At 76.9% G+C, this 13581-nt stretch carries 2 protein-coding genes; both read left to right on the top strand.

The window, feature by feature from the left end; genetic code table 11:
- Positions 1-24: 24 nt before the first annotated feature.
- Complete coding sequence (locus tag V6U77_RS24780; protein ID WP_334609077.1) at positions 25-9516, top strand: type I polyketide synthase; 9492 nt, start codon at positions 25-27, stop codon at positions 9514-9516.
- Between the two features lie 25 nt (positions 9517-9541).
- A partial coding sequence (locus tag V6U77_RS24775; protein ID WP_334609076.1) for a type I polyketide synthase occupies positions 9542-13581 on the top strand: 4040 nt, incomplete at its 3' end.

Below are 13581 nucleotides of genomic sequence, written 5' to 3'. Positions count from 1 at the left end.
CCCTTTCGAGGAAGCGGCACTCCGATGGCCAACGAAGACAAGCTCCGCGACTACCTCAAGCGGGTCATGGCGGATCTCCACGACACCCGCCGCCGGCTCAGTGAGGCGCAGTCCCAGGAACTGGAGCCGGTGGCGATCGTGGCGATGAGCTGCCGGTTGCCGGGCGGGGTGCGCAACCCCGACGACCTGTGGGAGCTGTTGCGGGACGGTCGGGACGCGGTCGCCCCCTTCCCCGACGACCGGGGCTGGGACCTGGAGCGCCTCTACCACCCCGATCCCGACCACCCGGGCACCTCGTACGCCCGCGAGGGCGGGTTCGTCGACGGGGCCGGGGACTTCGACTCCGCCTTCTTCGGCATCTCGCCCCGCGAGGCGCTGACCATGGACCCGCAGCAGCGGCTGCTGCTGGAGACGTCCTGGGAGGCGGTCGAGGCCGCCGGGATCGACCCGGCCTCGCTGCGCGGCAGCCGCACCGGGGTGTTCGTCGGCACCAACGGGCAGGACTACGGCACCCTGCTGATGGTGTCGCCGGACGGCGACGAGGGGCACTCGATGACCGGGGGGGCGGCGGCCGTCGCGTCGGGCCGGGTGTCGTACACCCTCGGCCTGGAAGGGCCGGCCGTCTCTATCGACACGGCCTGCTCGTCGTCGCTGGTGGCGCTGCACCTCGCGGTGCAGGCGCTGCGGGCGGGGGAGTGCGACCTGGCGCTGGCCGGCGGCGTGACCGTGATGGCCACCCCGGGGCTCTACATCGGATCCAGCCGGCAGCGCGCCCTCTCCCCGGACGGGCGGTGCCGGTCGTTCGCCGCCGCCGCCGACGGCGCCGGGTTCTCCGAGGGCGTCGGCTGGCTGCTGGTCGAGCGGCTGTCGGACGCCCGCCGCAACGGCCACCAGGTCCTGGCGGTGGTACGCGGCTCCGCCGTCAACCAGGACGGCGCGTCGAACGGGCTGACCGCCCCGAACGGGCCGGCGCAGCAGCGGGTGATCAGCCAGGCCCTCGCCTCGGCCCGGCTGTCCACCGCCGACGTCGACGTCGTGGAGGCGCACGGCACCGGCACCAAGCTGGGCGACCCGATCGAGGCGCAGGCGCTCATCGCCACGTACGGGCAGGACCGTGGCGAGGCCCCGCCGCTGCTGCTGGGCTCGGTGAAGTCGAACATCGGCCACGCCCAGGCCGCCGCGGGTGTGGCGGGCGTGATCAAGTTGGTGCTCGCCATCCGGCACGGCCTCGTCCCGGCGACGCTGCACGTCGACGCGCCGTCTCCGCACATCGACTGGACGGCCGGCGCGGTGGAACTGGCCACCGAGGCGCGACCGTGGCCCGAGACGGGCCGGGTGCGGCGCGGCGCCGTCTCCTCGTTCGGCATCTCCGGCACCAACGCCCACGTGATCATCGAGCAGCCGGACGAGCCGGCCGAGGGACGCCCGGCCGACTCCACCCCCGGCCTGGTCGCCGCCGACGCGCTGCTCTGGCCGGTGTCGGCGCGCACGAAGGGCGCGCTGGCGGGGCAGGCCGCCCGGGTCGCGCGGCACGTGCGCGAGCGCGGCGACCTCGCCCCGGCGGCGGTCGGCTGGTCGCTGGCCACCACCCGGTCGACGTTCGACCACCGCGCCGCCGTGGTCGCCTCGACCGCCGACGAGCTGTTGGCCGGTCTGGACGCCCTCGCGGCCGGCCGGCCGGCCGCACACGTGGTCACCGGTGTGGCGTCGAGCCCCGGCGCGGGCCCCGTCTTCGTGTTCCCGGGTCAGGGTGCGCAGTCGGCGCGGATGGCGGCCGGGCTGGTGGGTCGTACGCCGGTGTTCGACGCGAAGCTGGCGGAGTGCCAGCGGGCCCTGGCGCCGTACCTGGACGTGGACCTCGTGTCGGTGCTGACCGGAGACGACGAGTCGTGGCTGGAGCGCGTCGAGGTCGTGCAGCCGGTGCTGTGGGCCGTCGGCGTCGCGTTGGCGGCCGTGTGGCAGCACGCGGGGGTGTCCCCGGCCGCCGTGATCGGCCACTCGCAGGGCGAGATCGGTGCCGCGTGCGTGGCGGGCATCCTGACGCTGGAGGACGCGGCGCGGACGGTGGCGCTGCGCTCGCGCGCCCTGGCCGTGCTGCGCGGCACCGGCACGATGGCGTCGGTGGACCTGTCGGCCGACGCGGTCGCCGAGCGCCTGCCGGCCTTCCCGGGCGTCGGGGTGGCGGCGGTCAACAGTCCGTCCACCGTCGTGGTGTCCGGCCCGCCGCAGCACGTCGCCGACCTGGTGCAGGCGTGTCAGGCCGAGGGGGTCCGGGCCCGGTTGATCCCGGTGGACTACGCGTCGCACTCGCCGGCGGTGCAGGAGGTCGCCGAGCAGCTGCGCGCGGACCTGGCCGACGTCACCCCGCGGGCCGGCCACACCCGCCTGGTCTCCACCCTGACGGGCGACTGGGTCGACCCCGCCTCGATGACCGCCGACTACTGGTACGACAACCTGCGCCGCACCGTGCTCTTCGAGCCGGCGGTACGCACGGCGGTCGCCGCCGGGCACACCACGTTCGTGGAGATCAGCCCCCACCCCGTGCTGGCGATGCCGGTCACGGCCATCCTCGACGACACGGGCGTCACCGGGCACACCCTGGGCAGCCTGCGCCGCGGCGACGACGACGCGACCCGGCTGCTGACCAACCTCGCCACCGCGTACGCCATCGGCCTGCCCGTCGACCTGACGCGGGTCCTGCCCGCCACGGCCACCGTCGACCTGCCCACGTACGCCTTCGACCACCACCGGTACTGGCCCGCGCCGCCGGTCTTCCTCGCCGCGGCCGACGGCGAGCCCGACATCGACCGGTGGCGCTACCGGGTCACCTGGCAAGCGGTGCCCGACCTGCCACTGACCTGGCTCGCCGGCACCTGGCTCGTCCCGGTACCCGCCGCGCTGCGCGACGACACACTGGTCACCGACGTGCTGGCGGCGCTGGGCAACTTCGGCGCGGACGTCGTGCCCGTGGAACTGGACGTCACCGACGACCCGGCGGCGCTGGCCGACCGGCTGGGCGCCGCGCTGACCGACCCGGACGGGCCCGTCGCCGTGCTCTCGTTGCTGGGACTGGACGAGCGGGCGCACCCGGAGCACCCGGCGACCTCGCTGGCCGTCTCGGGCACCGCCCTGCTGGTGCAGGCGCTCGGGACGCTCGGCGTCGAGGCGCCGCTGTGGTGCGCGACCCGCGGAGCCGTCGCGGCCTGCGCCGACGACCCGGCGCCGAGCCCCGTCGCCGCCTCCGTCTGGGGGCTCGGCCGCGCGGTCGCCCTGGAACACCCCGCCCGCTGGGGCGGCCTGCTCGACCTGCCGGACACCCTCGACGCGCAGGCCGGCGCCCTGCTCTGCGCGGCGCTCGGCGCCAGCGGCGGCGAGGAGGACCAGTTCGGCGACGACGACGGCGCGGACCGGTTCGGCGCCGCCGAGGACCAGCTCGCCGTGCGCGGATCCGGGGTCTTCGTCCGCCGACTCGCCCGGATCACCGAGCCCGAGCCGGCCGCCGCCGAGGACACCTGGCGGACGCGCGGCACCGTGCTGATCACCGGCGGCACCGGTGGGCTGGGCGGGCACCTGGCCCGCTGGGCGGCCCGCTCCGGCGCCGCGCACGTCCTGCTGGCCAGCCGCCGCGGCCCGGACGCCCCGGGCGCCACCGAGCTGGAGGAGGAGCTGACCGGCCTCGGCGTACGGGTCACCCTGGCCCGCTGCGACGTGGCGGACCGGGCGCAGGTGGCCGACCTGCTGGCCGCCGTGCCCGACGACGCCCCGGTGACCGCCGTGCTGCACACCGCCGCCGTCCTCGACGACGGGATCGTGGACACCGCCACCGCGCAGCGCCTGCACACCGTCGCCGCGCCCAAGTGCGCCGCCGCGCTGCACCTGGACGAGCTGACCCGCGACCTCGACCTGGACGCCTTCGTGCTCTTCTCCTCGGTCGCCGGCACCACCGGCAACGCCGGGCAGGGCGCGTACGGGGCGGCGAACGCGTTCCTCGACGCCCTCGCCGAGCGGCGCCGGGCCGAGGGCCTGCCCGCCCTCTCCGTCGCGTGGGGCGCCTGGCGCGGGGCCGGGCTGCCCGCCGACAACGAACGCGCCCAGCAGCGGCTGCGCCGGGGCGGCATGGTCGGCATGGACCCGGACCTGGCCGTCGAGGCCCTCGCCCGGGCGCTGCGGCGCGGCGAGACCACCACCGTGATCGCCGACATCGACTGGGCCCGCTTCGCCCCCGCGTTCACCCTGGTGCGGCCCAGCCCGCTGCTCGGCGACCTCGCCGAGGTGCGCGAGGCGACGCGGCCCGTCGCGCAGGACGCCGCCGAGGAGGAGCCGGACGTGGCGTCGGCGCTGGCCCGGCGGCTCGCCGCGCTCGCCCCGGCGGAGCGCGCCGCCACGCTGCTGGAGCTGGTCCGCCAGTGCGCCGCGACCGCGCTCGGCTACGGCGCCGCCGACGACATCCCGGCCACCCTGCCCTTCCGCGACCTCGGCCTGGACTCGCTCACCGCCGTGGACATGCGCAACTTCCTGGCCACCGCCACCGACCTGCGGCTGCCCGCGACGCTCGCCTTCGACTACCCGAACCCGACGGCGCTCGCCGCGCACCTCGACGAGCTGCTCACCGGGGTCGCCCCGGACGCCCCCGCCCCCGGCCCGGTCGCCCCGGTCGACGACGACGAGCCGATCGCCATCGTGGCGATGAGCTGCCGACTGCCGGGCGGGGCGGACACCCCGGAGCAGCTGTGGCAGCTCCTCGCCGCCGGCGGCGACGCGATCGGCGAGTTCCCCACCGACCGCGGCTGGGACCTCGACCGGCTCTTCGACTCCGACCCGGAGAAGGAGGGCACCAGCTACGCCCGCGAGGGCGGCTTCGTCACCGGGGCCGCCGACTTCGACGCCGGTTTCTTCGGCATCAGCCCCCGCGAGGCCCTGGCCATGGACCCGCAGCAGCGGCTGCTGCTGGAGGCGTCCTGGGAGGCCATCGAGCGGGCCGGGATCGACCCGCACGCGCTGCGCGGCAGCCCCACCGGCGTCTTCGTCGGCACCAACTACCAGGACTACCGCAACCTCATGTTCAGCGCCGAGGGCGCCGAGGGGCACCTGATGACCGGCAACGCCGGCAGCGTGCTCTCCGGCCGGGTGTCGTACACCCTCGGGCTGGAGGGGCCCGCCGTCTCGGTGGACACCGCCTGCTCGTCGTCGCTGGTCGCGCTGCACTGGGCCTGCCAGGCGCTGCGTCGCTCGGAGTGCTCCCTCGCCCTCGTCGGCGGCGTCACCGTCATGTCCACCCCCGGGGTGTTCGTCGGCTTCAGCCGGCAGCGGGGGCTGGCCCCCGACAGCCGGGTCAAGGCGTTCGCCTCCGCCGCCGACGGCACCAGCTGGGGTGAGGGCCTCGGCCTGCTGCTCGTCGAGCGGCTCTCCGACGCCCGTCGCAACGGCCACCCCGTGCTCGCGGTGATCCGGGGCAGCGCCGTGAACCAGGACGGCGCGTCCAACGGCCTCACCGCGCCGAACGGGCCGTCGCAGCAGCGGGTGATCCGGCAGGCGCTCGCCAACGCCGGCCTCGCCCCGGCCGACGTGGACGCCGTCGAGGCGCACGGCACCGGCACGAAGCTCGGCGACCCGATCGAGGCGCAGGCCCTGCTCGCCACGTACGGCCGGGAGCGGCCCGCCGACCAGCCGCTCTGGCTCGGCTCGATCAAGTCCAACATCGGCCACACGCAGGCCGCCGCCGGGGTCGCCGGGATCATCAAGATGGTGCTGGCGCTGCGGCACGGCTACCTGCCGCAGACCCTGCACGTCGACGAGCCCACCGACCAGGTGGACTGGACCGCCGGCGCGGTCGAACTGCTCGGCGAGGGCCGCCCGTGGCCCGTCACCGACCACCCGCGCCGCGCCGCCGTCTCCTCCTTCGGCATCAGCGGCACCAACGCGCACACCATCCTGGAGCAGGCCCCGGAGCCGCCCGTCGCCGCGCAGCCGGCGGGCGACCCCGCCCTGCTGCCGGTGGTGCCGGTGCTGTTGTCGGGGCGTACCGCGGTCGCGCTGGCCGCCCAGGCGGGCCGCTGGGCCGACCAGCTCACCGGGCTGGAGTCCCCGCGCACGGTCGACGTCGGCTGGTCGTCGGCGGTCTCCCGGGCCACCCTGGAGCACCGGGCCGTCGTGCTGGCCGCCGACCGGATCGCGCTGGGCGCCGGACTGCGCGCCCTCGGCGCCGGCGAGGACTCGCCGCTGGTGGTCACCGGCGTGGCCGCGTCCCGGCCGAAGGTGGCGTACCTGTTCTCCGGGCAGGGCGCCCAGCGGGCCGGGATGGGACGCGAACTGGCCGAGGCGTTCCCGGTCTTCGCCGCCGCCCTGGACGAGGCCTGCGCCGCGTTGGACGCGCACCTGCCCCGCCCGCTGAAGCCGCTGCTCTTCGCCGAGCCCGACACCCCCGAGGCCGAGGCGCTGGACCGCACCGAGTTCACCCAGCCGGCGCTCTTCGCCGTGGAGGTGGCGCTGTTCCGGCTGCTCGAAGCGTGGGGCGTACGCCCCGACGCCGTCGCCGGGCACTCCATCGGCGAGTTCGCCGCCGCGCACGCCGCCGGGGTGCTCTCCCTGGCCGACGCCGCCGAGCTGGTCGCCGCCCGGGGCCGGCTGATGCAGACGCTGCCGGCCGGCGGGGCGATGCTCGCCATCGCCGCCACCGAGGCCGAGGTGACCGCCGCGCTCGGCGAGCGCGCCGGGAGGGTCTCCGTCGCCGCAGTCAACGGCCCCGCCGCCGTCGTGGTGTCCGGGGCCGGCGACGCCGTCGAGGAACTGGCCGCCGAGTGGACCGCCCGGGGCGTACGGATCCGACGGCTCACGGTCAGCCACGCGTTCCACAGCCCGCTGATGGACCCGGTGCTCGACGACCTGGCCGCCGTCGCCGGTCGACTGCGGTACGCGGCCCCGACCATCCCGATGATCTCCACCGTCACCGGCGCGCCGGTCGACGCGACGCAGATCGGCACGCCCGGGTACTGGGTGCGGCACGCCCGCGACGCCGTACGCTTCGCCGACGCCGTCACGGCGCTGCGGGAGCGCAACGTCACCGGCTACGTCGAGATCGGCCCGGACGGGGTGCTCACCGCCCTCGCCCAGGCCGTCCTGGCCGAGGACGCCCCGGCCGGCGGCCGGGCCCCGCTGGTCGTGCCGGCCCTGCGCCGGGACCGCTCCGAGCCGACCACCCTGCTGCGGGCGCTCGCCGCGCTGCACACCCACGGCGTCTCCCCGGACTGGTCCGCCCTCTACGAGGGCACCGGCGCGCAGCGGGTCGACCTGCCCACCTACACGTTCGACCGGCAGCGCTACTGGCCGGAGCCGCCGCCCTGGGCCGACCTGGCGGCCGAGGACGACCGCACCGACGTCGAGCGCCGTTTCTGGGCCGCCGTCGAGGCCGAGGACCTCGAGTCGCTGGCCCGCGACCTGGACGTGCACCGCGACCAGCCGTTCGGCACCGTGCTGCCCGCGCTGTCCGCGTGGCGACGGCGCGGGCGGGAGCGGGCCCTGGTGGACGGCAGCCGGTACCGGGTCGTCTGGGAGCCCCTCGCGGAGACCTCGCAGGAGGCGGACCCCGGCCGCTGGCTGGTGCTGCTGCCCGCCGACCGGGCGGACGACCCCGACCTGCACTCCTGCACCTGGGCTTTGGGCACCGAGGTGACGATCGTGCCCGTGGACACCGCCGCCGAGTCCGCCGAGCTGTGCGGCGGGTTCGCCGACGTGCTGAGCGAGGCGCTCGGCGCGGGCGAGGGACCGCTGTCGATCCTGTCCTTCCTCGGCCTGGACGACGCCCCGCACGCCGAGCACCCGGCGCTGCCCCGTGGCCTCGCCGCGACCGTGCACCTGCTCCAGCAGCTCGTCGACCTCGACGCCCCGGCCCGGCTCTGGTGCGTCACCCAGGGCGCCGTGGGCGTCGGCGACGGCGACGTCCCGGCCAACCCCCGGCAGGCGATGCTGTGGGGCCTGGGCCGGGTGGCCGCGCTGGAGCAGCCCGCCCGCTGGGCCGGGCTGGTCGACCTGCCCGTCGCCCTCGAGGCCTGGACGGCGATGCGCCTCGGCGGCATCCTCACCGGCGGCGGCGTGGAGGACCAGCTCGCCGTCCGCGACTCCGGGGTGCTGGTGCGGCGGCTCGTACCGGCCGTCACCGCCGGGGACCCCGCGCCGTGGCAGCCCCGGGGGACGGTGCTGATCACCGGCGGCACCGGCGCGCTCGGCGGGCACGTGGCCCGCTGGGTGGCCGCCGCCGGCGCGCAACGGGTGGTGCTGACCAGCCGGCGCGGCACCGACACGCCGGGCGCCACCGACCTGCTCGCCGAGCTGACCGGTCTCGGGGTGGACTGCCGGGTCGCCCGCTGCGACGCCGCCGACCGCGACGCGGTGGCCGAGCTCCTGGCCGAGCTCCGTCGGGAGGGGCCGCCGCTGCGCGCGGTGGTGCACGCCGCCGGGGTCAGCGAGGTGGTGCCGCTGGCCGACACCACCCTGGAGGACCTGGCGTACGTCATCGCCCCGAAGCTCTCCGGCGCCGAGCACCTCGACGAGCTGCTCGACGACGCCGAACTGGACGCGTTCGTGCTCTTCTCGTCCATCTCGGCGGTGTGGGGCAGCGGTGGGCAGGGCGCGTACGCGGCCGGCAACGCCTACCTGGACGCGCTCGCCGAGCGGCGACGCGGCCGGGGCCTGCCGGCCACGTCCGTCGCGTGGGGGCCGTGGACGGAGTCGGGCATGTACACCGAGGGCGCGGCGGAGCAGTTGCGCCGCCGTGGCCTGCGGGTGATGCCGCCGGGCGTGGCGATGGCCGGGCTGCGGCACGCCCTGGCCGCCGGCGACACCTGCGTCACCGTCGCCGACGTCGACTGGGCCACCTTCCAGCCGCTGTTCACCTCGCTGCGGCCCAGCCCGCTGCTGGCCGACCTGCCGGCCGTACGCGAGCTGGCCGTCACTCCCGCCGCCGTGCCGGACGCGTCCGCACCCGTCGCGCGGGACCTGCTCGCCGGGTTGCGGTCGCTGCCCGGCGACGAGCGGCGGGCCGCGCTGCTGGAGATGGTGCGGGTCGACGCGGCGAAGGTGCTCGGCCACCCCTCCGCCGACGTGATCGAGACCGACCGGGGCTTCCTGGACCTCGGCTTCGACTCGCTCACCGCCGTGGAGCTGCGCAACCTGCTCACCGCGGCGACCGGGCACGACCTGCCCACCACGGTCGTCTTCGACTATCCGACCCCGGCCGGCCTGGCCGAGCACCTGCACGAGGAGCTCTTCGGCGACGGTGGCGGGGACGCCGGCGACGGCGGCGACGAGGAGTCGGTGCGTCGGGCCATCGCCGCGATCCCGCTCGACGAGCTGCGGCAGGCGGGTCTGCTCGACCAGCTGCTCCAGTTGGCCCGCACGAGCGCCGGCCCGTCGGCCGTGGCGCCCGCCGCCCCGGCCGCGTCGCCGGAACCCGAGACCCAGATCCGCGAACTCGACGTCGCCGGCCTGGTCCGGATGGCCCTGGAAGGCTCCGACTCGTGACCCGGCCGGCCCTGAGGAGTCCCCGATGACTGTTTCCCTGGACGAGGTCGTCGGCGCGCTGCGCGCGTCCCTGCTCGACAACCAGAAGCTCAAACAGCAGAACCAGCAGCTCACCGCCGCGCTCAGCGAGCCGGTGGCGATCATCGGCATGAGCTGCCGGTTCCCCGGCGGCGTCGGGTCACCGGAGCAGTTGTGGGACCTGGTCGCCGCCGGCACCGACGCGATGTCGGCGTTCCCCGACGACCGGGGCTGGAACCTGGGCGCGCTCTACAACCCCGACCCCGATCCCGACAGCCGGGGCACGTCGTACGTGCGGGAGGGCGGGTTCCTCTACTCCGCCGGGGACTTCGACCCCGCCTTCTTCGGCATCAGCCCGCGCGAGGCCCTCGCCATGGACCCGCAGCAGCGACTGCTGCTGGAGACCGCCTGGGAGGCGTTCGAGCGGGCCGGCATCGACCCGACCACGCTGCGCGGCGCGCCCACCGGCGTGTACGCGGCGACCAGCAGCCAGGGCGACTACGCCGCGCTGCTCACCGGGGTCAGCGGCGGCGTCGAGGGCTACCTCGGCACCGGCAGCGCCGCCGCGGTGGCCAGCGGCCGGATCTCGTACGCGCTGGGGCTGGAGGGGCCGGCGGTCACCGTGGACACCGCCTGCAGCTCGTCCCTGGTCGCGCTGCACCTCGCCTGCCAGGCGCTGCGGCTGGGCGAGTGCACCATGGCGCTGGTCGGCGGGGTGTCGGTGATGGCCACCCCGACCGTCTTCGTGGAGTTCTCCCGCCAGCGCGGCCTGTCCACCGACGGCCGGTGCAAGTCGTTCGCCGCCGCCGCCGACGGCACCGGCTGGTCCGAGGGGGCCGGGATGCTGCTCGTCGAGCGGCTCTCCGACGCCCGGCGCAACGGCCACCCGATCCTCGCCGTGGTACGCGGCAGCGCCGTCAACCAGGACGGGGCGAGCAGCGGGCTGACCGCCCCGAACGGTCCGTCGCAGCGGCGGGTGATCCGGCAGGCCCTGACCAACGCGGGGTTGAGCGCCGAGCAGGTGGACGTCGTCGAGGCGCACGGCACCGGCACCACGCTGGGCGACCCCATCGAGGCGCAGGCGCTGCTGGCCACGTACGGCAAGGAGCGTTCCGCCGACCGGCCGTTGTGGCTGGGGTCGGTGAAGTCGAACATCGGGCACACCCAGGCGGCGGCGGGCGTCGCGGGGGTGATGAAGATGGTCCTGGCCATGCGGCACGGGGTGCTGCCGCCGACCCTGCACGTGGACGAGCCCACCCCGCACGTCGACTGGTCGGCCGGGGCGGTGTCCCTGCTCACCGGGGCGCAGCCCTGGCCGGAGACCGGTCAGCCGCGCCGGGCCGGCGTCTCCGCGTTCGGGATCAGCGGCACCAACGCGCACGTGATCATCGAGCAGGCCGCCGAGGCGGACACCGCCAGCGTCCGGCCGGCCGGTACGCCCGCCCCGCCGACCCCGTGGATCGTCTCCGCCCGGTCGGCACCGGCCCTGGCCGGGCAGGCCCGACGACTGCTGGAGCACCTGGCCGCCCACCCCGAGCTGGCCCCCGCCGACGTGGCGTACTCGCTGGTGACCACCCGGGCGGCGTTGCCGCACCGGGCCGCCGTGATCGGCGATGACCGCGACGCGCTGCTGTCCGGCCTGCGCGCGGTCGCCGAGGAGCGCGACGCCTCCGGCGTGGTGCGCGGCGTGGCCCGCCCGGCCGGCAAGGTCGCGTTCCTCTTCACCGGCCAGGGCGCCCAGCGACCCGGCATGGGCGCCGAGCTGTGCCGCCGGTTCCCGGTGTTCGCCGCCGCGTTCGACGAGGTGGCCGGGGAACTGGACCGGCACCTGGGCCGGCCGCTGCGGGAGGTGGTCTTCGCCGAGGCCGACTCGCCCGAGGCGGCGCTGCTGGACCGCACCGAGTTCACCCAGCCGGCCCTGTTCGCCTACGAGGTCGCCGCCTACCGGCTGGTCACCGCGTGGGGGCTGCGCCCGCAGTTCCTGCTCGGGCACTCGGTCGGCGAGCTGGCCGCGGCGCACGTCGCCGGTGTGCTGTCGCTGGCCGACGCGGCGGCGCTGGTGGCCGCCCGGGGTCGGCTGATGCAGCAGCTGCCGGCCGGCGGGGCGATGCTGGCGGTGCGGGCGTCCGAGGCCGAGGTGGCCGCGCTGCTCGACGACCGGGTGGCGTTGGCCGCCGTGAACGGCCCCCGGTCGGTGGTGCTCTCCGGCGACGAGGACGCCGTGCTCGCGGCCGGCGCACGGCTGGCCGAGCAGGGCCGGCGCTCCCGCCGCCTGCGGGTCAGCCACGCCTTCCACTCCGCCCGGATGGACGCCATGCTGGCCGACTTCCGGGTCGTCGCGGAGAAGGCCACCTGGCATTCGCCGACCCTGTCGATCGTCTCCGACCGCACCGGTGAGCCGCTGACCGCCGCCCAGGCCACCGACCCGGGCTACTGGGTCGACCACGTCCGGGACACCGTCCGCTTCCACGACGGGATCGCCACCCTGGCCGCCGCCGGTGTGTCGACCTTCCTGGAACTCGGCCCCGACGGCGCCCTGACCGCGCTGGCCCGCGAGTGCCTGCCCGACGTCGAGCCGGCGGCCTTCGTGCCGCTCGGCCGCCGGGACCATCCGGAGCCGGCGACCCTGCTCGCCGCGCTCGTCGCCGTCGACCTGCGCGGCGCCGGGGTGGACTGGCCGGCCCTCTTCGCCGGCAGCGACGCCGCGCGCACGGAGCTGCCCACCTACGCCTTCCACCACGAGCGGTACTGGCCCGACCCGCCCGCCGTCGACCTCGGCCAGCCCGCCGCTCCCGCCGCCGGCGACGACGAGGAGTTCTGGGCCGCCGTGGCCCAGGACGGGCCGGGCGCGCTGGCCGCCGTGCTCGGCCTCGACGCCGACCGGCAGGGTGCGCTCGCCGAGCTGCTGCCCGCCCTGGCGTCCTACCGCGACCGGCGGCGTCGCGGCTCGGAGCTGGACGCGCTGCGGTACCGCGCCGACTGGGTCACCGTCGACCCGCCCGCCGCCGGCAGCGCGCCAGCCGGTGCATGCCTGGTGGTGGCCGGGGCGGACACCGACGCCACGGCCGTGCTGGCCGCGCTGCGTGCCGAGAACCTCCACCCGGTGCTCGTGAGCGAGGGCGACGATCCGGACGAGTTCACCCGGGCCCTGCCCGCCGTCGGCGGCCCGTCGGTCGTGGTCTCGCTGCTCGCGGCGGGGGAGCCGGCCGGGACCACCGGGACGGCCGCGCTGGCCGCGACGGCGGGGCTCGTGCGGGCCCTCGGCAGCGCGGGGAGCGGCGTGCCGGTGTGGACCGTGACCCGCGGCGCGGTGGCCGTCGACGCGGACGACCCCGCGCCCGGGATGGCCGGGGCGTACCTGTGGGGCCTGGGCCGGGTGTTGGCGCTGGAACAGCCGCGCCTGTGGGGCGGCCTGGTCGACCTGCCGGCGGAGCCGGACGACGCCGCGCTCGCCGTGCTCGCGCGGCTCGTCGCGGCCGGCGGCGACGAGGACCAGCTGGCGGTGCGCTCCGGCGGGGTGTACGCGCGGCGGCTGTCGCGCGCCCCGGCCGGCGCCGCGGACGCGGACTGGCGGCCCCGGGGCGCGGTCCTGGTGCACGGGGCCGCGGCGGTGCGCGCGCCGCACCTGCTGCGGTGGCTGGCCGACCGCGGCGCGGCCCACCTCCTCCTCGTCGGTCCCGTGGCGTCCGCCGCCACGGTGGACCGGGACGTGGCCGTCACCGTCGTCGAGGACCTCGACGGGCTGCCCGAGGCGCTGGACCGGCTGGCCGCCGCCGGCACCGGGGTCCGTACCGTGCTGCACGTCGCCGACTCCGACGGGGCCGGCGACCCGGTCGCGGCGCTGGACCCGCGCGAGCTGGCCCACGCCGTGGCCGCCCGCACCGCCGAGGTGGAGCTGCTCGACCGGGCCTGTGCCGACCGGCCGGTCGACGAGTTCGTGGTCTTCACCTCCACCGCCGCCGTCTGGGGCAGCGGGGGAGCGGCGGTCGCCGCGGCCGCCGGCGCCGGGCTGGAGGCGCTGGCCGCCGGCCGGCGCGCCGCCGGCCG

Source organism: Micromonospora sp. CPCC 205546 (assembly GCF_036902715.1).
GTDB lineage: Bacteria > Actinomycetota > Actinomycetes > Mycobacteriales > Micromonosporaceae > Micromonospora.
The sequence above is the reverse complement of the archived record's forward strand: the minus strand, read 5'-3'. Positions and strand labels throughout refer to the sequence as shown.

Excerpts from the sequence above, each read along its gene's own strand:
- V6U77_RS24780 (WP_334609077.1), top strand. The coding sequence starts at position 25 with ATGGCCAACGAAGACAAGCTCCGCGACTACCTCAAGCGGGTCATGGCG.